The following is a 24622-nucleotide window of genomic DNA, read 5'->3' as shown; positions in this document are numbered from 1 at the left end:
GCCTTTCCGTGCCAATCCGGCGACCCGCGCCGGTGCTACACCGATGGCCAGTTCCACCGACTCCCCCCGCGACGCGCAGACGCCCCAGGGCGCAGGCAGCGCCGCCGCGCCCGAGAAGCCAAGCGACAGCTATGTGCAGTCCTTTGCACGCGGGCTGTCGGTCATCCGTGCCTTCAATGCCCAGCACCCGGCACAGACGCTGACGGAAATCGCCCAGGCCAGCGGCCTGACGCGCGCGGGCGCGCGCCGCATCCTGCTGACACTGGTGGGACTGGGCTATGTGCAGGCGGACGGGCGGCTGTTCCGGCTGACGCCCAAGATCCTCGACCTCGGCTTTGCCTACCTGACCTCGATGCCGTTCTGGAACCTGGCCGAGCCGATCATGGAGACACTGTCGCAGCAGGTGCATGAAAGCTGCTCGATCTCCGTGCTGGACGGGACCGAGATCGTCTACGTGCTGCGCGTGCCGGCGCGCAAGATCATGACCATCAACCTGTCGATCGGCAGCCGGCTGCCGGCGTATTGCTCGTCGATGGGCCGCGTGCTGATGGCAGGGCTGAACGAAGCCGAGCTGGACGCCGTGCTGCGCGCCAGCGAACTGCGCGCGCGCACCAGCCGCACCGTGACTGACATCGAAGCGCTGAAGACCATCGTCGCCGATATCCGCACGCGCGGCTGGGCGTTGAACGACCAGGAGCTGGAAGAGGGACTGGTGTCGCTGGCGGCGCCGATCCGCAACCGCGCCGGCCAGACCATCGCCGCGATCAATATCAGCGGCCAGGCCAATCGCACCAGCGCGCAGGAAATGCTGGAGCGCTTCCTGCCGCCGCTGCTCGAAGCTTCGGAAAAAATTTCAGGGCTGGTCGGGCTGCGTACCTGAAGGCCGGCCCCACCACCCGCGCCGGCTGCCTCAGCCGGCCACCGGCAGCGCCACGCTGCCGAACTCGGCCGAACGCGTGCCGTCCAGCGGCCGGTTGCTGGCGCCGAAGTACGCAAAGGCAACCGACAGCTTGACCGCGTTGGAGGCATTGCGGCCCGCCGCGTGGAACAGCCGGCTGTCGAAGAACAGCACGTCGCCGCGGTGCAGCGCGAGCGGCCGCGCCGCCTGCAGCAGCGGCTGGCTGGCGGGATGCGCCTCGATCAGGAATTCCGCGGGATCCAGCTGGCCCGGCTCCAGCGCCGCGCGGTGCGAGCCCGGAATGACGCGCAGCACGCCGTTGCTTTCATCCTCGTCGCCCAGCGCCAGCCAGACCGTCACCAGCTCGGGCTTGGCAAACGACCAATAGCGCGTATCGCGGTGCCAGCCGGTCTGGCTGCCGTAGTGCGGGTGCTTGGTCATCACGCAGTTGTGGTGCGCCAGCGTCAGGCACGCGGGTTCGCCCAGCAGCGCCTGCACCACCGACACCAGCTTCGGAGCGGTAGCCCAGTCGTGGAACACTTCGTCGCGGCCGTAGGCCTGGCGCAGCCGCCTGACGGTGCCGCCGCCGGCGGCGTCGCGCGCGGCCGGGGCGCCGGGATAGCCCAGGTCGGCCTCGAACTCCACCGGTGGCACCACCGCCGCCAGGTGCCTGCGCGCCACCGCTTCCAGCGCGGCGCAGTCTGCCTCGCTCCCGAAGCCGCGCAGGATCACGAAGCCGTTGGCATGGAAGGCCTGCGCCAGGCGCAGCAGCGCGTCGGAATCGGCGGCGCCGGGGGTCAGCACGGCAGCCGCAGGGAGGTCGGCACGGAGGTCGGCACGGAGGTCGGCGGAGGGGTCCAGCGAGGCAGTCATTGCAGCGGGCAGCGGAAGGAGAAAGAAATACGGTTGGGCCGGCGGTGGCCCGACAGGCTCATGATGCCAGAACCCGCGCAAACTGGCGCAGCCTGTGCGCCATCCGGGTGCATCGCCGCCGGCCCGGGGTGTCTCCGTTCGGAAACAGACGGTGCCGCGTGCCGCGCACGCCGCTACAATGCGCTGCACTGCGTCCCCGTTTTTGCCGCCGGTCCGGCTCCCTTCCAACTCCCTTGCGCCGAGGTCCAACGTGACTGCTCGCCCACGCATCGTCGCTTCGCTGGCCGAGGCCCAGGCCCAGCTGGGCCGCATCGTCCTTGGCAAGCCGCAGCAGGTCCGGCTGGCGCTGGCCTGCATGCTGGCGGGAGGCCACCTGCTGCTGGAAGACGTGCCCGGCGTGGGCAAGACCACGCTCGCGCATGCGCTGGCGCGTACGCTCGGGCTGCAGTACCAGCGCGTGCAGTTCACCAGCGACCTGCTGCCGGCGGACCTGATCGGCGTCTCGGTGTTCGTGCGCGATGCGGGCGAATTCCGCTTCCATCGCGGCCCGGTGTTCGCGCAGGTAGTGCTGGCCGACGAGATCAACCGGGCGCCGCCCAAAACCCAGAGCGCCCTGCTCGAAGCCATGGCCGAGCGGCAGGTGACCCATGACGGCACCACGCACGCGCTGCCGGAACCGTTCTTCGTGATCGCCACGCAGAATCCGCTGGAGCAGCTGGGCACCCATGCGCTGCCTGAATCGCAGCTCGACCGCTTCACCATGCGCGTGTCGCTGGGCTATCCCGATCCCGCCTTCGAGCGCGTGCTGTACCTCGGCGGCGCCAGCGCGGCGGAAGCCACGCCGGTCATGGATGCCGCGCAGGTGCTGGCCCTGCAGCAGGCCGCCGCGCAGGTGTACGCCAGCCCCGCGCTGGTCGATTATGTGCTGGCACTGGTGCAGGCCACGCGGCGCCACAGCGGCTTTGCCGCCGGCCTGTCGCCGCGCGCCGGGCTGGCGCTGCTGGCCTGCGCGCGCGCACGGGCCCTGCTGGCGCAGCGCGAACTGGTGCTGCCCGAGGATGTGCAGGCGGTCTTTGCCGCCGTTGCCGCGCACCGGCTGCTGCCGGCGGGCGGCGGCAGCCCCGCGGCGGTGGACGGCGAGCTGGCGGCGCTGCTTGCCGGCGTGGCCATTCCCTGACGCCCATGGCGAGCGATCCGCTGGCGGCGCCGCACGACAACCGGAACGCGGCCGCACACCATCGCCTGCCCTGGCCAGGCCTGTTCGCGTCCGTCAGGCTCTTCCGCCAGCGCATTGCCGCGCGCCGGCCGTCCGGCGGCACCGTGCGGCTGGACCGGCGCCATCTCTATATCCTTCCCGCGCGGGGCGGCATCGGCTTTGCCGTGCTGCTCGGCGCGATGCTGCTGACTTCGCTCAACTACAACATCAGCCTGGGCTTCGCGCTGACCTTCCTGCTGGCCGGCATCGGCATGTCATGCATGTGGCTGGCCTACCGCAACCTGCTCGAACTGGCGGTGAGCGCGGGCACGGTGGCGCCGGTGCATGCCGGCCAGCTCGCGGTGTTTGCGCTGCGCGTCGACAACGCCGACGCCGGCGCGCGCATCGGCATCGAGGCGCGCGTGCCGGCGCTGCCAGAAGTCGTGCCGGCCACGCTGACGCTGGACGGCCACGCCAGCGGCACGCTTGCGCTGCACGTGCCGGCGCCGCGGCGCGGACGGCTGGCGCTGCCGCGCGTGGTGATCAGCAGCCGCTTCCCATTCGGGCTGTTCCGCGTCTGGAGCCATGCGGACCTGCCGCTGTCGACGCTGGTCTACCCGGCGCCGGAAGTTAATGCACCGCCCCCGCCCGCCGCGTATCGCCCTGGCGCGGATGACGCGGGACCTGCCGCGTCATCCGTTCCGGGCGACGACGGCATCGACCAGCTGCGGCGCTACCGCAGCGGCGACCCGCTGCACCGGATCGCGTGGAAGCACAGCGCGCGCACCGGCCGATGGCTGAGCCGCAGCGGCGATCCACCGCAGCGCCCGGCGCGCTGGCTCGACTGGCAGGCGATGCCCGCGGGCATGGACGCCGAAGCGCGGCTGTCGCGGCTGTGCGCCTGGCTGCTGGCCGCGCCGGACGATGCGGAAATCGGCCTGCGCCTGCCGGGCCTCGAATTGCCGCCCGCATGCGGCGCAAGCCATCGGCGCGCCTGTCTTGAAGCGCTGGCGTTGTGGCCGCAGCATCCAACGCGGCCCGGAGCCCGCCGATGAACGCCGTGGCAAGGCCGCTGCGGCATGAAGACCACGGCATGCTGCTCGGCCAGCTGGCGCTGGTGCTGGCGCCGCAGGCGCGGACCTTGCCGGTGTCGGTCAGCCTGCTGTTGTTGCTGCTGCTGGGCTGGCGCTGGCTGCTGTGGCGCCGGCGCGCGCCGCTGCCGTCGCGCTGGATGCTCGGCACCACCGCGCTGCTGGTGCTGCTGGTGGCCAGTGCGCTGGCCTGGCAGGCCGGCGGCGGCGTGGGGCGCGAGCTGGCGGTGGCGCTGCTGGGTGCGTTCGTCATCCTCAAGCTGCTCGAGTGCCGCGCGCTCGGCGATGCCACGCTGGTGACGCAGTTGTCCTTCTACCTGCTACTGACGCTGTACCTGTCGGACCAGCCTTTCTGGCTGGCGCTGTACAGCCTGGCCATCGGCGCCTGGGTGTTGCGCAACTGGCTGCTGCTGCACCACCCGGAGGCGCGCAGCCGGCTGGCGATCTGGCCGATGCTGGGCCGCATGGCGCTGCTCGGCCTGCCGTGGGCGGTGGCCATGTTCGTGCTGTTCCCGCGGCTGGAGCATCCGCTGTGGCAGCTGCCGCAGTCCGCGCCCACCGGCACCACCGGCCTCAGCGATACCATGCGGCCAGGCAGCGTCGGCCAGCTGATCCGCTCGCCGGCGCTGGCGCTGCGCGCTGAAGTCGCCGGCCCGCCGCTGCCTGCCGCGGCGCTGTACTGGCGCGCGCTGGTGCTGTGGGAGTACGACGGCACCACCTGGCGTCCGGCGCGGCAGCGCCTGCACGCGCAGGCGCCCGCACCTGCGATGGCAGTGGCTGGGCGTGGAGTCGACTACAGCATCACGCTCGAGCCCAGTTCGCAGCACTGGCTGCTGGTGCTGGACCGCGGACAGGCCCTGTCGCCATCCGCCGACGCCGCCGTCACGCCAGATGGCGAATTCCTGTCGCGCCGGCCGGTGGACCAGCGCATCCGCTACCAGGCGCGATCGACGCTCACGCCGGCACCGGAGGCGCTGGATGCCGCCACGCGCCGGCTGGCGCTGGCCCTGCCCGCAGGCAACCCGCGCGCCCGCGCGCTGGCGTCAACATGGGCCGCGCAGCACGCCGATCCCGCCGCACGCGTGCAGGCGGCACTGCGCCTGTTCGCCGCCGCGCCGTTTGCCTACACGCTTAGCCCGCCACAGCTCGGCGCGGAGCAGGTCGACAGCTTTGTGTTCGACACCCGGCGCGGCTTCTGCGAACACTACGCCAGCAGCTTCGTCTTCCTGATGCGCGCCGGCGGCGTGCCGGCACGGGTCGTCACTGGCTACCAGGGCGGCGAATACAACCCCATCGGCGGCCACTACGTGGTGCGCCAGTCCGACGCCCACGCCTGGGCCGAAGTCTGGCTCGACGGCCGCGGCTGGGTGCGCGTCGATCCCACCAGCGCGGTCGCGCCCAGCCGGATCGAGCGGGGCCTGGACGCCGTCCTTGGCGCCGAGGCCGCGGCCTGGCGCCCGGCGCACCAGCCGGGCTGGCTGCAGGATGTCCGTTGGGCCTACGAGGGCATGGTCTACCGCTGGCAGCGCTGGGTGCTGCAGTACGACCACGCGCAACAGGCGCGCCTGCTGGCCACCCTCGGCACGGGCGCCAGTGCCGGGCAGCTGCTGGCCGGCGCGCTCGGGGTGCTGTGCCTGCTCGCACTGGTGCCGCTGTGGCGGCGCCGGGAGCGGGCCGATCCGCTTGACGCAGCCTACGACCGCTTCTGCGAACTGTTGGCCCGGCACGGCTGCGCGCGCGCGCCGGCCGAAGGTCCCCAGGACTTCGCCGCACGCGCCAGCACCCGACTGCCGCAGGCGGCCGCAGCCATCGCGGCGGTTGCCGCGGCCTACATCGGGCAACGCTATGGCAATGCCGATCCGGCTCACGTGCGGCAGGCGGCGGAGCGCATGCGGGCGGGTACGCGGGACATCGCGGGCGCGCTGCGTCGGTAATCAATCCGTCGCCAACGGATTGCTGCCCGCCATGAGTTTCGAAGCCCGCATAGATCGCTATTGCGCCAACCATCCCGAAGCGCCGCGCGACCTGATCCTGGCCTCGCGCTTGCTGCTGCGCGCGCATATCGACCAGGCGCTCGCCCCCTTTGAGCTGGACATGAACCAGTACCTGGTGATGAGCATGCTGTCGGCCGACGAAGGCCAGCCCAGCATGGCGTCCGAGTTGGGTACGACACTGGACGTCACCCGCACGCAGATGACGCGGCTGCTGGACGGGCTCGAAGCGCGGGGCCTGCTGCGCCGCCAGGCGTCGGCGCAGGACCGCCGCGGACTGGAACTGACCCTGACCGCGGCCGGACGGCGCCTGCTGGAGCGGGCCGCGCCGGTGGTCCACGCCGCCTACGGCGAGGCCTGGGCACCGGTGGGCGCGAGCGGCCTCGCCGGTGCCACCCGCGCGCTGACGCAGTTGCACCGGACCCTGCAAGCCCTGCAGCCATGACGGCCGGCACATCCTGGCGGCCGCTGTCGCGGCTGCGCGTCGACATGCGCTGGCTGCGCTGGCTCAGCCACCGCCAGCGCCAGACGCTGCTGATGATGCTGCTGGCGCTGGCCACCGGCGTGGAGTTCCTCGAGAACATCATGTTCGTGTTCGCGTCGAGCCATATCGTCGGCGGCATCGGCGCCGATCCGCGCACCTTTGCCCCGGTGCAGGCGGCCTACGCCGTCGGCAGCATGCTGATGATCCTCAAGCAGCGGTGGCTGTTGCGCCGGTTTGGGTACCGCTATTAGCTGACCGGCGCCCTGCTGCTGTTCATGGCCGGTACGCTTGCTGCGGCCACCGGCCATACGCTGGCGCAGATGTGGCGGCGCGTTTTGTCCAGGGCGTGCAGCAATGGGGGGCGTCGGTGCAGGCGGCGCTGTCCGCGCGCGGCTTCGACATGGCACAGGCACACCAGGGAGCACTGGCGCAACTCGCAGCGATGGTCGAGCAACAGGCCAGGCTGATTGCCTGCGAGGATATCTACCGGTTGATTGCGGTGCTCGCGCTTGGCGCGGCGGCGTTTCATGCTGGCGCAGCGGCGTCTGGCCTGAAACGCGCGCATTTTCCCGCCGTCAGTGGCGGAACGCTGGATTGACTGCAGGGCGAATGAATCGGGGAGGTGCGGAGTCGCCGCGCAGCGGATGATGGCGCGGACGGGTCGCAGTGCCGGCAGAGGCGGCAGCGGCGAAATACCTGCTCAGAACAGCGACAGCTGGCGCATGCCGAAACCGATGGTTTCTTCGACGCGCGCGCGTGCGTGGGCCAGCGATCCTTCGGCGCCCGAGTAATTGCCTGCGGCCCAGTGGTAGACCACGGGAACTTCGCCGCGCTCGGACAGGCGCACCTCGCCAAGCTTGTCGCCGCGTTCATTGCGGTAGAAATGCGAGCGATAGCCGCGCTCCCAATGCGGGGCGACTACTTTCTTGCGCCGCCGGGGCTTCGGCGCGGAGCCGGCCGCCGACGTCGTTGACGCCAGTCGCCGCGCTCTATCGGTACCCGGCGTTGTGGCGCGGGTGAAATCCAACTGCATAGACTTCCTTTTTGTCGATTCAGCAGAACCAGGGCCGGCGGGGGCTACCGCCGCATGCTTCGTGCATCGCAGTCGAGATAATACCTGTTGGCGCGCCTTCTGTAAGTAATTGGTTGTGCGGAATGCCGCTTCCCATAAGGCTTAGCGGGCCGTATACCGGTCGAGGTATACGGCCCGCGTTAACCCAAAAGCCTTGTCTGTTAACGATTAGCGGGTAGCGCCGGCGCGCCCGGTGTCAGCCGATATCGAGCGGAATAAAGATGCGGGCATCGTCGCGCTGCACCAGCAGCGCCACCTGCTTGCCGGACTTTGCCACCAGCGCTTTCAGCTGCTCGGCCGAAGTGATCGGCGTGCCGTTGAGCGACAGGATCACGTCGCCCGGCTGGATGCCAACCCGCGCCGCTGGCCCGGCCACGCCTTCGACCACCAGGCCGCCTTCGATGCCGCTGTCGCGCTTTTCTGCCGGCGACAGCGGACGCACCGCCAGCCCGAGCCGGCCGCTGGCCTCGTTGGTGCCGCCCTTCTGCGCCACCGCCTGGTCCTTGGCCGTGCCGATTTTCACCGACAAGGTCATCGGCTCGCCCTTGCGGATGATCTTCAGCGAGCTTTGCGTGCCGGGCTTGAGGTCGGCCACATGCTCGGGCAGGTCGCCCGAATGGTCGATCACGTCGTTGCCCAGCTGCACGATCACGTCGCCCGGCTTCAGGCCGGCTCGCGCTGCGGGACTGTCCGGCTCGACCGAGTTGACCAGCGCGCCGGTCGGCTTGGACAAGCCGAACGATTGCGCCAGCGCCTGGTTGACTTCCTGCACGCTGATGCCGAGGCGGCCGCGCGTGACCTTGCCGGTCGCCACCAGCTGCTGCTGGACCTTGGTGGCCACGTCTATCGGGATCGCGAACGACAAGCCCTGGTAGCCACCGGTCTGGCTGTAGATCTGCGCGTTGATGCCGATCACCTCGCCACGCTGGTTGAACAGCGGGCCGCCCGAGTTGCCCGGGTTGACGGCCACGTCGGTCTGGATGAACGGCACGTAGGTATCGTCAGGCAGCGAGCGCGACTTGGCGCTGACGATGCCGGCAGTCACGGTGTTCTCGAAGCCGTACGGCGAACCGATGGCCAGCACGGGCTCGCCGACGCGCACCTGCGAGGGATCGCCCAAGCGAACCGTCGGCAGGTTCTTGGCATCGATGCGGATCACCGCCACATCGGTCTGCGGATCCGTGCCCAATACCTTGGCCTTGAATTCGCGACGGTCGGTGAGCTTGACGGTCACCTCCTGCGCGCCGTCGACGACGTGCGCATTGGTCAGGATCAGGCCGTCAGGGCTGACGATAAAGCCGGAGCCCAGGCCGCGCACCAGTTGCTGCTGGCCACCTTGCGGGCCCTGGAACTGAGGGCCGAAGCGCTTGAAGAACTGGAACAGCGGATCGTCGGGATCGATCCCGGGCGGCATCTGCGCGGCGGTGCGTTGGGCGCGCGCGGTCACGCTGATATTGACCACGGCGGGTCCATATTGCGCAACGATGCCGGAGAAGTCCGCCGGCGTGGCCACGGCGGCCGCTGGCTGCGTGGCTGCGAGGGGCGTCGGCATGGGAGCAGCGTATCCGGGCGTGACGACTTCCTTCTGCAGGTAGGCATACCCGCCGCCCAGGGCGGCGAGGGCCGCAATACCGACGGCCGTGCGAGCAATGGTCTGGCGAATCATGTCAGGGTCCTTACGTAGAAGATCTGGCGTCGGCACTTTGCGACGCGACGGGATCATGCTAACGACCGAGACTTAAAACAGGCTTAAGGTTACGAGTGCCTTGATTATCACTTTTAGCGCAGGTGACAAATTTATGTTGCACACAATTCAATTGCGTATAATATATCGGCATGGAACGCGACAACGATGACACCTCGAATTGGCTGCTGCTCGATCGGCAACTATGCTTTGCCCTGTATTCGACGTCGCTTGCGATGACCAAGCTGTACAAGCCCATGCTTGGTGAGCTTGGACTCACTTATCCGCAATACCTGGTGATGCTTGTATTGTGGGAGACTGAAACGCTGACGGTATCGGAACTGGGTGGTCGCCTTGCGCTGGATTCCGGCACGCTGACACCGTTGTTGAAGCGGCTGGAAGCCACCGGCCTGGTTACCCGCAACCGCGATACCGGCGACGAGCGCCGGGTACTGGTGCGCGTGACCGAGGCCGGTCGGGCCCTGCGCGATGCAGCCGAACGTATTCCTGAACAGATGTTGTGCGCCACGCAGTGCCCGGTCGAAGAAATCCAGGCCCTGACGCAGCGCCTGCATGCACTGCGGTCCACGCTGGAAGCAGCGCGTACCGATTTCCCACCGCCGCACGACGGCAAGCCTTGATACGCCCCTGCGGGCAACCAAACGGAGCCTTAAATGAAACTCGAAAAAGTCGTTTATACCGCCCATGCCAAAGCAACCGGCGGCCGCGATGGCCGGGCCACAACCTCCGATAGCCAACTCGACGTCAAGCTGGCAGTGCCCAAGGAAATGGGCGGCGCCGGCAACGGCCTGAACCCGGAACAGCTGTTTGCCGCTGGCTACTCGGCCTGCTTCCTGGGCGCGATCCGGTACGTGGCCGGCCAGCAAAAAATCAATGTACCGGCAGAGGCTTCGATCGAAGGCGCCGTCGGCATCGGGCCGATTCCGCAAGGTTTCGGCATCCAGGTCGAGCTGAAGATTTCGCTGCCGGGCTTCGAACGCGAAGCGGCGGAGAAACTGGTGGAGCAGGCTCACCAGGTTTGCCCGTATTCGAATGCCACCCGCGGCAATATCGACGTGACGCTGACGGTCGTCTGATTCCGCGCCCAGACAAAACGGCCAGGATCGCCTAGCGGTCCTGGCCGTTTTTATTTTGGGTCTTCGTGCTGCGCACAGAACGCGCGCTTCTGCGCCGCACTCATCCGCTTGATCTCGATTTCCGCCTTCAATGCTTCCGATTTGGTTTCAAAACGAAGCCGCACCATGACCCGGATGGGCTTGCGCGAACGCGTATATTTGGCCCCCTTTCCCGACAGATGCTCCGCAAAGCGCCGATCGACGTCGGTGGTGATCCCGGTATAGATCGAGTCACCGGTGCATTCGAGCAGGTAGAGATACCAGGCGCAGTCGTCTGACATGGAATGAAAGGTCTAAGCGAGCCGATAAACCGCTGATAAACTCGAAGCCGCAAAAAGCAAAAACCCCTCGCAGCACATGCTGTCGAGGGGTTTTGCACAATAAGAGCCTGGCGATGACCTACTTTCACACGGGTAATCCGCACTATCATCGGCGCGGAGCTGTTTCACGGTCCTGTTCGGGATGGGAAGGGGTGGTTCCAGCTCGCTATGGTCACCAGGCATGAGGGGTTGTGGCGCTGGGGTTCAAGCCAGCGTCACGAATCGGGATGTAGTTGGGGTTGTGCGTATCTGGCACAGACACGATCACACACACCAGGTGAAACACACTGGTTATAGGATCAAGCCTTACGGGCAATTAGTACTGGTTAGCTTAACGCATTACTGCGCTTCCACACCCAGCCTATCAACGTCCTGGTCTCGAACGACCCTTCAAGGAGGTCAAGCCTCCAGGGAATCCTCATCTTCAGGCGAGTTTCCCGCTTAGATGCTTTCAGCGGTTATCTCTTCCGTACATAGCTACCCTGCGATGCCTCTGGCGAGACAACAGGTACACCAGCGGTACGTCCACTCCGGTCCTCTCGTACTAGGAGCAGCCCCCGTCAAGATTCCAACGCCCACGGCAGATAGGGACCAAACTGTCTCACGACGTTTTAAACCCAGCTCACGTACCTCTTTAAATGGCGAACAGCCATACCCTTGGGACCGGCTACAGCCCCAGGATGAGATGAGCCGACATCGAGGTGCCAAACACCGCCGTCGATATGAACTCTTGGGCGGTATCAGCCTGTTATCCCCAGAGTACCTTTTATCCGTTGAGCGATGGCCCTTCCATTCAGAACCACCGGATCACTATGTCCTGCTTTCGCACCTGCTCGACTTGTCGGTCTCGCAGTTAAGCACGCTTTTGCCATTGCACTTTAGGTACGATGTCCGACCGTACCAAGCGTACCTTCGAACTCCTCCGTTACACTTTGGGAGGAGACCGCCCCAGTCAAACTGCCTACCATGCACTGTCCCCGACCCGGATTCACGGGCCAAGGTTAGAACCTCAAACAAACCAGGGTGGTATTTCAAGGACGGCTCCACGTGAACTGGCGTCCACGCTTCAAAGCCTCCCACCTATCCTACACAGATCGGTTCAAAGTCCAATGCAAAGCTACAGTAAAGGTTCATGGGGTCTTTCCGTCTAGCCGCGGGGAGATTGCATCATCACAAACACTTCAACTTCGCTGAGTCTCGGGAGGAGACAGTGTGGCCATCGTTACGCCATTCGTGCAGGTCGGAACTTACCCGACAAGGAATTTCGCTACCTTAGGACCGTTATAGTTACGGCCGCCGTTTACCGGGACTTCAATCAAGAGCTTGCACCCCATCATTTAATCTTCCGGCACCGGGCAGGCGTCACACCCTATACGTCCACTTTCGTGTTTGCAGAGTGCTGTGTTTTTATTAAACAGTCGCAGCCACCATTTTATTGCAACCCCTTCACCCTTCTGGCGCAGGCCAGTCAAGCTACCAGGGCGTACCTTATCCCGAAGTTACGGTACCAATTTGCCGAGTTCCTTCTCCCGAGTTCTCTCAAGCGCCTTAGAATACTCATCTCGCCCACCTGTGTCGGTTTGCGGTACGGTCTCGTATGACTGAAGCTTAGAGGCTTTTCTTGGAACCACTTCCAATTGCTTCGCAGCACTAGGCCGCTCGCCCCACATCCTTGAATCCCGCGCCCGGATTTGCCTGAGCGCCTTCTCCAATGCAGGGACCGGGACTTCCAACACCCGGACAACCTTCCGCGATCCGTCCCCCCATCGCATCATACGACGGTGCAGGAATATTAACCTGCTTCCCATCAGCTACGCATCTCTGCCTCGCCTTAGGGGCCGACTCACCCTACGCCGATGAACGTTGCGTAGGAAACCTTGGGCTTACGGCGAGGGGGCCTTTCACCCCCTTTATCGCTACTCATGTCAGCATTCGCACTTCTGATACCTCCAGCATCCTTTACAAGACACCTTCACAGGCTTACAGAACGCTCTCCTACCACGCACTTGCGTGCGTCCGCAGCTTCGGTATATAGCTTAGCCCCGTTACATCTTCCGCGCAGGACGACTCGATCAGTGAGCTATTACGCTTTCTTTAAAGGGTGGCTGCTTCTAAGCCAACCTCCTGACTGTTTTAGCCTTCCCACTTCGTTTCCCACTTAGCTATATTTGGGGACCTTAGCTGGCGGTCTGGGTTGTTTCCCTCTTGACACCGGACGTTAGCACCCGATGTCTGTCTCCCGTGATTGCACTCTTCGGTATTCGGAGTTTGCTATGGCGGGGTAATCAGCAATAGACCCCCCAACCATGACAGTGCTCTACCCCCGAAGGTGAGACACGAGGCACTACCTAAATAGTTTTCGGAGAGAACCAGCTATTTCCAGATTTGTTTAGCCTTTCACCCCTATCCACAGCTCATCCCCTAACTTTTCAACGTTAGTGGGTTCGGTCCTCCAGTACGTGTTACCGCACCTTCAACCTGGCCATGGATAGATCATCTGGTTTCGGGTCTACACCCAGCGACTCAACGCCCTGTTCGGACTCGCTTTCGCTACGCCTGCCCTAATCGGTTAAGCTTGCCACTGAATGTAAGTCGCTGACCCATTATACAAAAGGTACGCCGTCACCCGTTTCCAGGCTCCGACTGTTTGTATGCATGCGGTTTCAGGATCTATTTCACTCCCCTCCCGGGGTTCTTTTCGCCTTTCCCTCACGGTACTGGTTCACTATCGGTCGATCACGAGTATTTAGCCTTGGAGGATGGTCCCCCCATCTTCAGACAGGATTTCACGTGTCCCGCCCTACTTGTCGTACACCTAGTTCCACAACGCTGTTTTCGCATACAGGGCTATCACCTGCTAGGGCCGGGCTTTCCATCCCGTTCTGCTAACAACACTGCTAAAGAGTACAAGGCTCTTCCCATTTCGTTCGCCACTACTTTGGGAATCTCGGTTGATTTCTGTTCCTGCAGCTACTTAGATGTTTCAGTTCGCCGCGTTCGCTTCCCACACCTATGGATTCAGTGTGGGATGACCCATACGGGCCGGGTTTCCCCATTCGGACATCTCCGGATCAAAGCTTGTTTGCCAGCTCCCCGAAGCTTTTCGCAGGCTACCGCGTCCTTCATCGCCTGTGATCGCCAAGGCATCCACCACATGCACTTGTTCGCTTGACCCTATAACAAGTGTGTCTCGAGGACACGACTCACTACAGGTTGAGTTCTCGCATTTGTGCCGTATTCCAAGTCATCTTTCGATCACTTTAAATACATTTTGGTTGATACAATCACAACCCGGTATCGCGTTTGCTACTGCAGCGTCTCATCAACGCTCGCGCGACACCTTTACTACATCCCATATTGTTAAAGAACAGCCGATCTTGCGATCGCTTGGCAATGCCAAATGCAAACGCTCAATTCTTAAGCGCTTGCATTTGGCGGCCAACCAAAGTTACCAGGCAGTGGTGGAGGATGACGGGATCGAACCGACGACCCCCTGCTTGCAAAGCAGGTGCTCTCCCAGCTGAGCTAATCCCCCCTCGGATAACTTGGTGGGTCTGGTAGGACTTGAACCTACGACCCCCGCCTTATCAAGACGGTGCTCTAACCACCTGAGCTACAGACCCTTGGCTGTAACAGCAAACAAACCGATAAGTGTGAACGCTAGGCTTGAGACACAAGCCTCTGGAAAGGAGGTGATCCAGCCGCACCTTCCGATACGGCTACCTTGTTACGACTTCACCCCAGTCATGAACCCTGCCGTGGTAATCGCCCTCCTTGCGGTTAGGCTAACTACTTCTGGCAAAACCCACTCCCATGGTGTGACGGGCGGTGTGTACAAGACCCGGGAACGTATTCACCGCGGCATGCTGATCCGCGATTACTAGCGATTCCAGCTTCACGTAGTCGAGTTGCAGACTACGATCCGGACTACGATGCGTTTTCTGGGATTAGCTCCCCCTCGCGGGTTGGCAACCCTCTGTACGCACCATTGTATGACGTGTGAAGCCCTACCCATAAGGGCCATGAGGACTTGACGTCATCCCCACCTTCCTCCGGTTTGTCACCGGCAGTCTCTCTAGAGTGCTCTTGCGTAGCAACTAGAGACAAGGGTTGCGCTCGTTGCGGGACTTAACCCAACATCTCACGACACGAGCTGACGACAGCCATGCAGCACCTGTGTCCACTTTCCCTTTCGGGCACCTAAGGCATCTCTGCTTCGTTAGTGGCATGTCAAGGGTAGGTAAGGTTTTTCGCGTTGCATCGAATTAATCCACATCATCCACCGCTTGTGCGGGTCCCCGTCAATTCCTTTGAGTTTTAATCTTGCGACCGTACTCCCCAGGCGGTCAACTTCACGCGTTAGCTACGTTACTGAAGAAATGAATCCCCAACAACTAGTTGACATCGTTTAGGGCGTGGACTACCAGGGTATCTAATCCTGTTTGCTCCCCACGCTTTCGTGCATGAGCGTCAGTGACGTCCCAGGGGGCTGCCTTCGCCATCGGTATTCCTCCACATCTCTACGCATTTCACTGCTACACGTGGAATTCTACCCCCCTCTGACATACTCTAGCCTGACAGTCACAAGCGCCATTCCCAAGTTAAGCTCGGGGATTTCACGCCTGTCTTATCAAACCGCCTGCGCACGCTTTACGCCCAGTAATTCCGATTAACGCTCGCACCCTACGTATTACCGCGGCTGCTGGCACGTAGTTAGCCGGTGCTTATTCTTCCGGTACCGTCATCCACGCCAGGTATTAACCAGCGCGATTTCTTTCCGGACAAAAGTGCTTTACAACCCGAAGGCCTTCTTCACACACGCGGCATTGCTGGATCAGGGTTGCCCCCATTGTCCAAAATTCCCCACTGCTGCCTCCCGTAGGAGTCTGGGCCGTGTCTCAGTCCCAGTGTGGCTGATCGTCCTCTCAGACCAGCTACTGATCGTCGCCTTGGTAGGCTCTTACCCCACCAACTAGCTAATCAGACATCGGCCGCTCCTATAGCGCGAGGCCTTACGGTCCCCCGCTTTCACCCTCAGGTCGTATGCGGTATTAGCTAATCTTTCGACTAGTTATCCCCCACTACAGGGCACGTTCCGATGTATTACTCACCCGTTCGCCACTCGCCACCAGGCCGAAGCCCGTGCTGCCGTTCGACTTGCATGTGTAAGGCATGCCGCCAGCGTTCAATCTGAGCCAGGATCAAACTCTTCAGTTCAATCTCTGTGTGGGTCCGAAGACCCTCGCTCTTTCGAGCGGTCGCTCACTCTCAGAAAACTGACTGACCAGATCCGAAGACCCAGTCACGTTTTGCTGTGCGAGCACTGTATAACTTGTGAAGCAACACTGTCCGAAGACAGCGGCGCCCGCTACCCAGCGCCCACACTTATCGGTTGTTTGTTTGTTAAAGAACTTCGCTTCCCGGCTTTGCCGTTCAGCGCGCTGCGTTGTCTGCAGCAGAGAAACGAGATTATGCAGAGCTTTCTTCGTTTCGTCAACCGTTGCAGCAATCTTTTTTTGCTGCGGCCAGCGCTGCCAACTTCGCTGCGCCAACCTTGCGGTCGACCCCGCAACCCTTGCTGCGTCTGCCTTGCAGCGCCGCGTTGTGTTGCGAGGGGGCGAATATTAAGTGAGCGTGCCAGGGTTGGCAAGCACTTTTTCGGAAAACTCCGAAACCGCAGCAAAAGTGCAGCTGCCACCGCTTTGAACAGCCTGCAACGCCCTGTATAGAATGACTGCTCCGGCCCGCCGGGCCGCCTTCTCTTATTAGATGGGGACGATCGATGACTATCCAAGCGACCTGGCAGCCGAGCCAGGGCAACACCATCTGCCACCTGAGCAACGGTACCGCCAAATGGCAGGCCGACCTGGATGCCTCGGCGGGCGGCGATACCAGCTACCCCAGCCCCCACGACTTGCTCGACTCCGCGCTGGCCGCTTGCACTACCCTGACGCTGCAGCTCTATGCCAAGCGCAAGGGCTACGCCATCGCCAGGATCGACGTGTCGATCGTCCATGAAGAATCCAACGGCACCTATTCGCTGAAGCGCGAGGTCAAGGTCAGTGGTGAACTGACGCCCCAGATCCTGGATGACCTCCTGCGGGTCGCCAACCGTTGCCCGGTACACAAGACGCTGTCCGGACAGATCGCTATCGAGACATCGATCGGCTGAGAACCGGCTCCTGTTGCCGCAGAAAATGATAATCGTTATCATTTGTGACCTCGGGTTCTGACACGACCTGAGTCAGCAAATGGGTTACCGGACACGCTTCGTGTCCGGTTTTTTCTTCCCGCTCGTACCCTCAATCCAGAGCCGCTGACGCGCTCGCATGCATCGGAATGTCATCGTCCTGACGCCGGCCCCGGGCTACTGTGCGGCTAATGCCGCTACGCCCACCCGATCGGGGGACGCCGCCGGCAGTATGTTGGCTGTCCAACGAAGGTTGCGTCGTATTCAGGCTAATCCGGCACCGCGCACTTTGTCTGCGATGCAGCGCCGGCTTACCATGATCGAAAAGCAGAACAAGAAAAAAGCGCATCCAGAAGCGTCGCGAGCGGGGGAGTCCTTGACCAACTTTATTGAAGCGTATTGCTCTCAGGTACGGCTTGGGGGCGCCACCGGCGTCATCGCCAGACCCGTCCTGGTTGGGCAAGACGGTACGTACGCCATGCACTACGTGCCGTGCGAATACCTGAACACGCAGGCGCAGCTGGTGCTCGTCAGCACCACCCCGGGCCATGCCCATGTGCGGCTGGCAGCGTCCGTGACCGAGGAGCTGCTGCGCAGCCATGCGCCGGGCCGCGTGATCCAGCGCGAGAACAAGCGTCGGGTGGAACTGGGCGGCAAGCTGATTCGGCCAAACCTGATCCGCATGCTCGACCACTTCCGCGTACCCGAGCTGGTCCGCCTGCCACATGCCGCGGCGCTGTGGAACGAAGGCTTCGAGCGGCTGCAGCCGCTGGCCTTGCTGCCGCATGCCACTACCCGGCGCGGGCTCGCCTTCGACGGCCCCTTCGAAGATCTGATGGCGGCGCCCATGCTTCGCGAAGTCTTCGAAAACCAGTTTCTCGGCACCGTCCGGCAGATACGCACCGACGCTTTCTATATCGCGCTGGGCCGCACCGCCTGGGCCGGGCTCCGGCATGCCGTCAGCCGGCGGCTGATTGCGCGCGACCAGTTGCTGGGCATGATGCCGGTACCCGCACGAGCCGGCAGCATGGTGCGCTATTTCCTGCGCGAGCTGTCCGTCAGCGACCTGTCGCCGAAGGATCCCGTGCGCCATCGCGTGGGATGGCTTGACACCGCCCATGCCGAACTGGAAGCCAATGTCCGCAGGATCAAGGCAGCGGCAGAACCGGATCCGCATGGCTCCTGCCTTATCGCCTGAACGATTGCCCGCCTCGCAAACTGTGATGCATACGCCCCACCGAAGTGGGGTCTTGCGACGCCGTCTGGCGTCGATAACGCTTCTTGAGGAAACTGACCTCCTCGCATTCCCGATTGGCGGCCCCACGTGGGCCGCAATTTTTTTGTGCGGCCGGTGCGTGATGCGCATGGTGATGGGCACGAGCCTTGCGTCACGCCCCGTGGCCATATTCCCTCCCGGATCGACCATGAGTGCCACGCCTGCCCTGCGCCTCGCCTTGTGTGCCGCGCTGCTGCTGCCGCAGCTTGCCGTTCAGGCCGCGGACGAACAGCCCGGACTATCGGTGTCCGCGCTCAAGCCGGGAGCAGCGCTGCCAGATGGCTGGAAGAATTTACCGGTGGCCAACGGCAAGGCGCAAACCAGCTATCAGCTGGTGGCCGACGGCCGCGCCACGGTGCTGCAGGCCGACGCCGAACACTCAGCCTCGGCGCTGCTGCACGCGGGCGATGTGAATCTCTCACGCACGCCCGTGGTGGCGTGGCGCTGGAAGGCGCAAGGCCCGATTCCCGGTGCGGACAATAGCGACGGCGCCCATGAGGATGCGCCGGCCCGGCTGGTGTTCTTCTTCGAGGGCGACACGAGCAAGCTCTCGCTAGGTGACCGCGCGGCGATGCAGATCGCCAAGAGTCTCGCCGGTGAAGAACTTAGCCGGGCAGCGTCATCCCCAACCCGCATACCGGCCGCGTGCAGATGATCGTCGTCTCTGGCGCGCAAGGCGATGCCGGTAAATGGCAAAGCCTGCGCCGTAACGTCGTGCAGGACTACGAACGGGTGTTCCATGAGCAACCGGGCCCGCTCAAGGCGTACGGCATCATCACCGATACCGACAACACCCACAGTGCCGCCCGCGCCTGGTATGGCGACATCCGCTTCCTGCCTGCCAACTAGGCCGGCGGGGGCGTCTGCGCGGCACTGTGCCTCAGTACCTGCGATACCTGCGCCATCAGTTCGGCCCCGTCGGCGGCGGCGCGCCCCTGCGCCTGCAGCGCCTCGCGCACGCTGACCACCTTGCGCGGATCATAGTGGCGCCCGCTGTCGATCGCTGCCTCGAAGGCATTGGCGCGCGCGTTGATCTGCGCCGGGTCGGCACTTACCAGCAGCACCGCATGCGCCAGGACCAGGTGCCGTTGCCCATCCGGCGACTGCATGGCCGCCGGCGCGCGCCGCCAGTACTGCGCGGTGCCGGCGATCTTGCGGGCCGCCTCCGGCGGTCCCCACGCGAGATTGAAGCGGCCGTCGCAGAACGAGCCGGCCACCGCCTGCCAATGGGTCGGCACGCACAGCGCCAGCAGCCCCTTGCCGATGACATCGCACAGGTGCAGGTAGACCCCATCGCTGAGCGCACCCGGCGGCTGGCCGACGCTATAGGCCAGGCTCAGGTTGAGGATGCCCGGGCCTTGCGGCACCAGTCCCCCGCCCGACATGCGCAGGAACACCGGACAGCCTTGCCGGGCGAACTCGGCGCGCGCCGCCTCGAAGCCGGCATGCCGCTGATAGGTACGCGGCACCACCAGCGACAGTGGCGCTTCCCACAGTTGCGCGACCTGCCGGCCCTGCGCGGCGAACTCGAGCAAGGCCAGTTCGTCCTGCAGCGGATCCGCATGCGGCTGGCCGGCAGGCGCGGGCTCGACGAACTCAAAAGGCATGGCGCGGCAGCGGTCTTGGCCGGTCGGGTAACGATAGGCCGAGTCTAGCAAGGCTAACCGTTGAGCGCATCGAAATAGGCCAGCGCCTTCGACGCATACATCGCGCCCGGGCCGCCGCCCATCTCGATATTGAGCGCCAGTACTTCGGCCAGTTGATCGCGCGTGGCGCCGTGGCGCAACGCCTGTGCCGTGTGGAACAGCACGCAGTCGTCGCAGCCCTTCTGCACAGCCAGCGCGACCGCGACCAGTTCCTTGACCGCGGCCGGCAGGCTGCCTTCCTGCGTGGCGGCCTTCATCAGGCCCTGGAATGCGCTCATGGCCGCGGGCTGGGCCTGCGCGAGCGCGGCGAACTGCTTGTTAATCTGGGCGAGGCGGGTCTTCAGTTCAGTGCTCATAAAAGCTGTCGTCCTGATTCGGTGGATGGAGGACAAAGGCGGGCGGCAGCGCACGCCGCCGCCCGCGCCGCGGCATCAGCCGCCGAGGTGCTGCCTGAGCAGCGCGTTGAAGTCGTTGGCCTTCTCCATCTGGCTCATATGGCCGGCGTCGGCAAAGACCTTGACGGTAGCGCCGGGCGGCGCCGCCTCGGCATGTTCCGCCGGGATGATGCGGTCCTGGCCGCCCCACACCACCAGCACGCGCTTGCCGCTGCCGGCCAGCCGCTGGCCGGGCTGCTCCTTCTGCCTGCCGCCGGCGAACAGGTCCTGGCCCAGGGACGTCAGCGCTTCGGTCACGCCATCCAGCCGCTTGTAGCGCAGCAGGTCGTCGAGCATCTGCCGGCTGACCAGCCCGGCATCCGCGAACAGCAGTTCGATCACCGGCTTCAGCTCTCGCCGCGACTGCGCATTGACGAAGCCCTCGGTATAGCCGCTGTTGACCGCTTCGCCAAAGCCCACCGGCGACACCAGTGCCATCGACAACACCCGCTGCGGCGAGTCCACGGCGAGCTGCGCCGCCACGCCGCCGCCCATCGAATGGCCGACCAGGTGCGCCGCGTCGATCCCGGTCTCGTCCATGAAGCGCGCTACAAAGCCGGCCATCTGCGCCAGCGTCGTGCCCGCGAGCCGCGGCGACGACTGTCCATGGCCGGGAAGGTCCAGTGCCACGACCGTGTACGCGTCGGCAAGGGGATCGAGGTTGAACAGCCAGTTGTCCAGGTCACCGCCAAAGCCGTGGATGAAGAGCACGGTCTCGGCGCCGCTGCCCTTGCGGGCGTAGCGGACGCGGACGCCGTCCACGTCGGCGAACTGGTACGCGGCGGCAGCGTCTTCCTCGTCGCCGTCGTCCGCGGGCGCTTCATAAGCCGATACATACGCGTCGATATCCGCATCGCTCACCTCCGCCGGGGCCAGCACGCCAAGCAGCGCCTTGACCGGCAGCACGTCGCCGGCCTGCGCCACCTTGCGGCGCAGCGTGCCGGCGTCCGGCGCCTCCACCGCATTGGCGATCTTGTCGGTTTCCACATCGAGGATCGGCATGCCCACGCTGATCTCGGCGCCCTCGTCGACCAGCCAGGCATTGACCGTGCCTTCCTTCATCGACAGGCCCCACTTGGGCATCACGATCGGGGTAATTGCTGCGCTTGCCATCACTGCTTGCCTCCCTTCACCGTCTTGCGCGCGGCAGCAGCGATCTGCGCGGCGCCGGGGATATACAGGTCTTCCAGCGTCGGCGAGAACGGCACCGGCGTATGCGGCGGGCACACCATCTCGATGCCGGCCTTGAGCGCGCCGAAGGCCTGCTGCGCGACCTGCGCGGAGATATCGGTGGCGATATTGCAGCGCGGGCTGGCTTCATCCACCACCACCAGGCGGCCGGTGTTCTCGACCGATTCCAGCACCGTGTCCATGTCCAGCGGCGACAGCGTGCGCAGGTCGATCACTTCCGCTTCGATGCCTTCCTTCGCCAGCGTGGCCGCCGCCTCCAGCGCGCGGTGCACCATCAGCCCGTAGGTGACGATCGACACGTCCTTGCCGTCGCGCACGATATTGGCCTCGCCAAACGGGATCGCGTACGCGCCCTCCGGCACCTCGCCTTCCAGCCCGTACAGGTTCTTGTGCTCGCAGAAGATCACCGGGTCGTTGTCGCGGATCGCCTGGATCAGCAGGCCCTTGGTGTCATACGGCGTTGACGGGCATACCACCTTGAGCCCGGGGATATGCGTGAACAGTGGCGTCAGCATCTGGCTGTGCTGCGCGGCGGCACGAAAGCCCGCGCCGACCATGGCGCGGATCACCACCGGGGTTTCGGCCTTGCCACCGAACATGTAGCGGAACTTGGCCGCCTGGTTGAAGATCTGGTCGAAGCACACGCCCATGAAGTCGATGAACATCAGCTCGGCGATCGGGCGCATGCCACAGGCCGCGGCGCCGATGGCCGCGCCCACATAGGCCGACTCCGACAACGGCGTATCCAGCAGCCGGTCGCCATGCTTGGCATAGAGTCCCTTGGTCACGCCCAGCACGCCGCCCCAGGCGTCCTTCTCGCCATCCGCGCCGGCGCCGCCGACGATGTCTTCGCCCAGCATGATGACGCTGGGGTCGCGGGTCATTTCCTGGTCGATCGCCTCGTTGATCGCCAGCTTGATGCTCAGTTTGCGAGCCATGTTTGTCTCCTGATAGTTCGGTTAGCCGTCTGGTTGGCGAGAGGCGATCAGTAGCTGACGTAGACGTCGGTGAGCAGGTCTTCCGGGCCGGGCAGCGGCGCGGCCTTGGCTTCCTGCACGGCGTGCTCGATCAGCGCGGCGACTTCGCGGTCGATGGTGTCGAGTTCCTCGCGCGCGACCACGCCGGCCTGCGTCACGGTGCGGGCGAACAGCTTCAGGCAGTCCTTGTTGGCGCGGATATCGTCGAGTTCGCCGGCGGCGCGATAGGTCTGCGCATCGCCCTCGAAATGGCCGTAGAAGCGCACCATCTTGCATTCGAGCAGCGACGGGCCGCCGCCTTCGCGCGCGCGGCGGATCACTTCGCCCGCGGCCTCGTGCACGGCGAAGAAGTCGGTGCCGTCGACAGTCACGCCGGGGATGCCGAAGCCGGCGGCGCGGTCGACGTAGCTGTCCACCGCGGTGCCATAGTCACGCGAGGTCGACTCGGCATAGCCGTTGTTCTCGATCACGAAGATCACCGGCAGGTTCCACACCGCGGCCAGGTTCAGGCTTTCCAGGAAGGTGCCCTGGTTGGAAGCGCCGTCGCCGCAGAAGGTGATGCCGACCTCGCCCTTGCCGCGGAACTTGGCCGCCAGCGCGGCGCCGCAGACCAGCGGCGCACCCGCGCCCAGGATGCCGTTGGCGCCCATCATGCCCTTGGACAGGTCGGCGATATGCATCGAGCCGCCCTTGCCGTTGCATGAACCGCCCTTCTTGCCATAGATCTCCATCATCATCGCCACCGGATCCACACCCTTGGCAATGCAGTGGCCGTGGCCGCGGTGCGTGCTGGCAATGCGGTCGCCATCGTGCAGGTGGTGCAGGATGCCGACGCCCGCGGCCTCCTCGCCTGCGTACAGGTGGACGAAGCCCGGGATGTCGCCACGCGCGAAGTCCACGTGCAGGCGTTCCTCGAAATCGCGGATGGTGCGCATCTTCCGGTACACCGTCAGCAGGGTCTCCTTGTCGAGCGGCAGCAAGGCGGAAGCTTGTGAAGCTCTGGCTGTCATGTCTGTCTCCTTCGTTCTATCAAGGTTTGCACTTCAGGAAAGGCAGGAAAGCAACGGGTTGCTGCTGCGCATCAGCCGATGCTGCGCGGCATAGCGCATGCAGCCCGCCACGTCGATGCTGCGAAAAGCGTGTTCATGCAGGGTCACGGTGACTTCGTCGTCAGGGCCGAAGGCCAGCTCGCGTTCGCCGTCGAGCGCGACAATGCCGCTGCGCTGGCGCACGCGGTGCGGGCGGCCGTGTTCGAGACGCTGCCAGCCGGCGACCGGCACCGTGCACAACAGTCCCGGCGCGATCGGCGCGCGCAGGTCGAATTCGCCCTCGCCCGGCGCGGCCAGCTCGATCGCCAGGCCGCCGGGCTCGCGCCGGCCCAGCGGTTCGAGCAGTCCGGCAATGGCCGACAGGCCGATGGCCTGCGGATCGGCGAACGACACATAGACCGCTGCGAGCGTGTCGGTCTTCCACAAGGCGCGCGCGCCGATGAAGTGTTCGTGCGAGATCACCGCATCCACCAGCGCGATGTCGCGGCGAAAGCCGCCATCGCCGTCGCGGATGACGATGTCGAGCCGCTTGTTGGAGGCCAGCGCGTGCTTGTCGGAAACGCGCCCGGTGGCGTAGAGCCCGGTGGCGAGGCCGATGATGGTCGGCTCGCGCATCTCGGGGTAGGCGTTGTTGGTGCCGGTCGACAGGCCGGCGATGGGAACCCCGCCGCATTCGCGCACCACCGCGCGGTGGGTGCCGTCGCCGCCGAGCACGATGATGGCGGCCACGCCGGCATCGGCCATGCAGCGCGCGGCGTGCAGCGTGTCGTCGACGCGCGCGGTCACGGGCATGTCGAGGTATTCGACGGCAGGCAGGCCGGAGTCGGGTCCCTGCCGGCGCGCCAGGTGCCGCGCCAGCATGACGCGCAGTCCTTCGCGGTCCGGCATCATCAGCACGCGGCCCACGCCGCATGCCGCCAGCGCGGACAGCAGGCGCAGCACGATATTGACGCGATCGGCCAGTTGCAGGCTGTTGGCGTTGGCGATCACGCGGCGGATATCGCGCGCGGAAATCGGGTTGGCGATGATGCCGACCAGTGGCGTGCCGGCGCCGGCTGCGTGCCCCATTGCCTGTCTCCTGTTGTCGTTGTGGTGACAGGCAAATTGCAATGGCT

Annotated in this window: 19 protein-coding genes, 2 tRNA genes, 3 rRNA genes and 2 pseudogenes; 11 read left to right on the top strand and 15 right to left on the bottom strand. The window is 64.7% G+C overall.

The annotated features are described in order from the left end of the window. Nucleotides 1-43 precede the first annotated feature (43 nt). Nucleotides 44-880: an IclR family transcriptional regulator gene (locus tag E0W60_RS06875; RefSeq protein ID WP_133097921.1), complete on the top strand. Its 837-nt coding sequence runs from the start codon at nt 44-46 to the stop codon at nt 878-880. 30 nt (nt 881-910) lie between these two features. Here E0W60_RS06875 and E0W60_RS06870 read toward each other — a convergent pair whose 3' ends face one another. After that, nucleotides 911-1771, bottom strand: coding sequence for a phytanoyl-CoA dioxygenase family protein (locus E0W60_RS06870; protein ID WP_135703450.1), 861 nt, complete (start codon nt 1769-1771; stop codon nt 911-913). A 250-nt stretch (nt 1772-2021) separates the two neighbouring features. Between E0W60_RS06870 and E0W60_RS06865 the strand changes: the two genes are divergently transcribed. From E0W60_RS06865 to E0W60_RS06845, 5 genes and pseudogenes are all read left to right on the top strand, one after another. Continuing rightward, entirely contained in the window at nt 2022-2948 is a 927-nt protein-coding gene (locus tag E0W60_RS06865) for an AAA family ATPase (RefSeq protein ID WP_135703449.1), read from the top strand. Between the two features lie 5 nt (nt 2949-2953). Beyond that, nucleotides 2954-4021 (top strand): DUF58 domain-containing protein, encoded by a 1068-nt coding sequence (locus E0W60_RS06860; protein WP_135703448.1) that lies wholly within the window; start codon nt 2954-2956, stop codon nt 4019-4021. Continuing rightward, nucleotides 4018-5991, top strand: a complete 1974-nt coding sequence (locus tag E0W60_RS06855) for a transglutaminase TgpA family protein (protein WP_135703447.1) — start codon at nt 4018-4020, stop codon at nt 5989-5991. Before E0W60_RS06860 ends, E0W60_RS06855 begins: the two co-directional genes overlap by 4 nt. A 31-nt stretch (nt 5992-6022) precedes the next feature. Further along, on the top strand, nt 6023-6493 hold the full coding sequence (locus E0W60_RS06850) for a MarR family winged helix-turn-helix transcriptional regulator (RefSeq protein WP_135703446.1): 471 nt from the start codon (nt 6023-6025) through the stop codon (nt 6491-6493). Then, a pseudogene (locus tag E0W60_RS06845) lies at nt 6490-6881 on the top strand (MFS transporter); the annotation flags it as partial. The gene E0W60_RS06850 and the pseudogene E0W60_RS06845, both read left to right, overlap by 4 nt. A 351-nt stretch (nt 6882-7232) precedes the next feature. Here E0W60_RS06845 and E0W60_RS06840 read toward each other — a convergent pair. Both E0W60_RS06840 and E0W60_RS06835 read right to left on the bottom strand, forming a co-directional pair. Then, nucleotides 7233-7565 carry a hypothetical protein gene (locus tag E0W60_RS06840; protein WP_133097915.1) on the bottom strand — a complete coding sequence of 111 codons (333 nt, stop codon included), beginning with the start codon at nt 7563-7565 and terminating at the stop codon, nt 7233-7235. 235 nt (nt 7566-7800) lie between these two features. Further along, nucleotides 7801-9270 carry a DegQ family serine endoprotease gene (locus E0W60_RS06835; RefSeq protein ID WP_135703445.1) on the bottom strand — a complete coding sequence of 490 codons (1470 nt, stop codon included), beginning with the start codon at nt 9268-9270 and terminating at the stop codon, nt 7801-7803. A 170-nt stretch (nt 9271-9440) separates the two neighbouring features. On the opposite strand from E0W60_RS06835, the gene E0W60_RS06830 reads away from it, so the two are divergent. Both E0W60_RS06830 and E0W60_RS06825 read left to right on the top strand, forming a co-directional pair. After that, entirely contained in the window at nt 9441-9929 is a 489-nt protein-coding gene (locus E0W60_RS06830) for a MarR family winged helix-turn-helix transcriptional regulator (RefSeq protein WP_135703444.1), read from the top strand. 33 nt (nt 9930-9962) lie between these two features. Next, complete coding sequence (locus tag E0W60_RS06825; RefSeq protein ID WP_133097912.1) at nt 9963-10385, top strand: organic hydroperoxide resistance protein; 423 nt, start codon at nt 9963-9965, stop codon at nt 10383-10385. A gap of 50 nt (nt 10386-10435) precedes the next feature. Here E0W60_RS06825 and E0W60_RS06820 read toward each other — a convergent pair whose 3' ends face one another. The 6 genes from E0W60_RS06820 to E0W60_RS06795 form a co-directional block, all read right to left on the bottom strand. Further along, nucleotides 10436-10705: a GIY-YIG nuclease family protein gene (locus tag E0W60_RS06820; RefSeq protein ID WP_063241085.1), complete on the bottom strand. Its 270-nt coding sequence runs from the start codon at nt 10703-10705 to the stop codon at nt 10436-10438. Between the two features lie 105 nt (nt 10706-10810). Then, nucleotides 10811-10924, bottom strand: a 5S ribosomal RNA gene (rrf, locus tag E0W60_RS06815). A 115-nt stretch (nt 10925-11039) separates the two neighbouring features. Then, nucleotides 11040-13918 (bottom strand): 23S ribosomal RNA (locus E0W60_RS06810). Between the two features lie 285 nt (nt 13919-14203). Next, nucleotides 14204-14279, bottom strand: a tRNA-Ala gene (locus E0W60_RS06805). 11 nt (nt 14280-14290) lie between these two features. Next, a tRNA-Ile gene (locus E0W60_RS06800) sits at nt 14291-14367 on the bottom strand. Nucleotides 14368-14429: 62 nt separating this feature from the next. Beyond that, nucleotides 14430-15961 (bottom strand): 16S ribosomal RNA (locus tag E0W60_RS06795). The 16S, 23S and 5S rRNA genes sit together here with 2 tRNA genes alongside, the layout of an rRNA operon. 565 nt (nt 15962-16526) lie before the next feature. Between E0W60_RS06795 and E0W60_RS06790 the strand changes: the two genes are divergently transcribed. The 3 genes and pseudogenes from E0W60_RS06790 to E0W60_RS06780 all read left to right on the top strand — a co-directional run bounded on the left by E0W60_RS06790 (nt 16527) and on the right by E0W60_RS06780 (nt 19059). Next, entirely contained in the window at nt 16527-16916 is a 390-nt protein-coding gene (locus E0W60_RS06790; RefSeq protein ID WP_135703443.1) for an OsmC family protein, read from the top strand. A 394-nt stretch (nt 16917-17310) separates the two neighbouring features. Then, nucleotides 17311-18132 carry a hypothetical protein gene (locus E0W60_RS06785; protein ID WP_135703442.1) on the top strand — a complete coding sequence of 274 codons (822 nt, stop codon included), beginning with the start codon at nt 17311-17313 and terminating at the stop codon, nt 18130-18132. After that, nucleotides 18053-19059 (top strand): annotated as a pseudogene (locus E0W60_RS06780) (DUF3047 domain-containing protein). Before E0W60_RS06785 ends, E0W60_RS06780 begins: the two are co-directional and overlap by 80 nt. Here E0W60_RS06780 and E0W60_RS06775 read toward each other — a convergent pair. The 6 genes from E0W60_RS06775 to E0W60_RS06750 all read right to left on the bottom strand — a co-directional run bounded on the left by E0W60_RS06775 (nt 19056) and on the right by E0W60_RS06750 (nt 24575). After that, nucleotides 19056-19817, bottom strand: coding sequence for a lipoyl protein ligase domain-containing protein (locus E0W60_RS06775; RefSeq protein ID WP_133097052.1), 762 nt, complete (start codon nt 19815-19817; stop codon nt 19056-19058). The pseudogene E0W60_RS06780 and the gene E0W60_RS06775 overlap by 4 nt on opposite strands. A 53-nt stretch (nt 19818-19870) precedes the next feature. Then, on the bottom strand, nt 19871-20212 hold the full coding sequence (locus E0W60_RS06770; protein WP_133097053.1) for a carboxymuconolactone decarboxylase family protein: 342 nt from the start codon (nt 20210-20212) through the stop codon (nt 19871-19873). A gap of 75 nt (nt 20213-20287) precedes the next feature. Continuing rightward, entirely contained in the window at nt 20288-21403 is a 1116-nt protein-coding gene (locus E0W60_RS06765) for an acetoin dehydrogenase dihydrolipoyllysine-residue acetyltransferase subunit (protein WP_135703441.1), read from the bottom strand. After that, entirely contained in the window at nt 21403-22419 is a 1017-nt protein-coding gene (locus E0W60_RS06760) for an alpha-ketoacid dehydrogenase subunit beta (RefSeq protein WP_135703440.1), read from the bottom strand. The genes E0W60_RS06765 and E0W60_RS06760 overlap by 1 nt, the downstream gene beginning before the upstream one ends. A gap of 47 nt (nt 22420-22466) precedes the next feature. Beyond that, nucleotides 22467-23468: a thiamine pyrophosphate-dependent dehydrogenase E1 component subunit alpha gene (locus E0W60_RS06755; RefSeq protein WP_133097056.1), complete on the bottom strand. Its 1002-nt coding sequence runs from the start codon at nt 23466-23468 to the stop codon at nt 22467-22469. Nucleotides 23469-23501: 33 nt separating this feature from the next. After that, a complete protein-coding gene (locus E0W60_RS06750; RefSeq protein WP_135703439.1) occupies nt 23502-24575 on the bottom strand; it encodes an ATP-NAD kinase family protein in 1074 nt (357 codons plus the stop codon). Nucleotides 24576-24622 lie beyond the last annotated feature (47 nt).

The sequence above is a fragment of the Cupriavidus oxalaticus genome (assembly GCF_004768545.1).
GTDB lineage: Bacteria > Pseudomonadota > Gammaproteobacteria > Burkholderiales > Burkholderiaceae > Cupriavidus > Cupriavidus oxalaticus_A.
This window is presented reverse-complemented; position numbering and strand designations above follow the sequence as displayed.

Excerpts from the sequence above, each read along its gene's own strand:
- E0W60_RS06790 (WP_135703443.1), top strand. The coding sequence starts at position 16,527 with ATGACTATCCAAGCGACCTGGCAGCCGAGCCAGGGCAACACCATCTGC.
- E0W60_RS06875 (WP_133097921.1), top strand. The coding sequence starts at position 44 with ATGGCCAGTTCCACCGACTCCCCCCGCGACGCGCAGACGCCCCAGGGC.
- E0W60_RS06825 (WP_133097912.1), top strand. The coding sequence starts at position 9,963 with ATGAAACTCGAAAAAGTCGTTTATACCGCCCATGCCAAAGCAACCGGC.
- E0W60_RS06760 (WP_135703440.1), bottom strand. The coding sequence starts at position 22,419 with ATGGCTCGCAAACTGAGCATCAAGCTGGCGATCAACGAGGCGATCGAC.
- E0W60_RS06750 (WP_135703439.1), bottom strand. The coding sequence starts at position 24,575 with ATGGGGCACGCAGCCGGCGCCGGCACGCCACTGGTCGGCATCATCGCC.
- E0W60_RS06840 (WP_133097915.1), bottom strand. The coding sequence starts at position 7,565 with ATGCAGTTGGATTTCACCCGCGCCACAACGCCGGGTACCGATAGAGCG.
- E0W60_RS06850 (WP_135703446.1), top strand. The coding sequence starts at position 6,023 with ATGAGTTTCGAAGCCCGCATAGATCGCTATTGCGCCAACCATCCCGAA.
- E0W60_RS06765 (WP_135703441.1), bottom strand. The coding sequence starts at position 21,403 with ATGGCAAGCGCAGCAATTACCCCGATCGTGATGCCCAAGTGGGGCCTG.
- E0W60_RS06830 (WP_135703444.1), top strand. The coding sequence starts at position 9,441 with ATGGAACGCGACAACGATGACACCTCGAATTGGCTGCTGCTCGATCGG.
- E0W60_RS06820 (WP_063241085.1), bottom strand. The coding sequence starts at position 10,705 with ATGTCAGACGACTGCGCCTGGTATCTCTACCTGCTCGAATGCACCGGT.
- E0W60_RS06870 (WP_135703450.1), bottom strand. The coding sequence starts at position 1,771 with ATGACTGCCTCGCTGGACCCCTCCGCCGACCTCCGTGCCGACCTCCGT.
- E0W60_RS06835 (WP_135703445.1), bottom strand. The coding sequence starts at position 9,270 with ATGATTCGCCAGACCATTGCTCGCACGGCCGTCGGTATTGCGGCCCTC.
- E0W60_RS06855 (WP_135703447.1), top strand. The coding sequence starts at position 4,018 with ATGAACGCCGTGGCAAGGCCGCTGCGGCATGAAGACCACGGCATGCTG.
- E0W60_RS06770 (WP_133097053.1), bottom strand. The coding sequence starts at position 20,212 with ATGAGCACTGAACTGAAGACCCGCCTCGCCCAGATTAACAAGCAGTTC.
- E0W60_RS06860 (WP_135703448.1), top strand. The coding sequence starts at position 2,954 with ATGGCGAGCGATCCGCTGGCGGCGCCGCACGACAACCGGAACGCGGCC.
- E0W60_RS06775 (WP_133097052.1), bottom strand. The coding sequence starts at position 19,817 with ATGCCTTTTGAGTTCGTCGAGCCCGCGCCTGCCGGCCAGCCGCATGCG.
- E0W60_RS06755 (WP_133097056.1), bottom strand. The coding sequence starts at position 23,468 with ATGACAGCCAGAGCTTCACAAGCTTCCGCCTTGCTGCCGCTCGACAAG.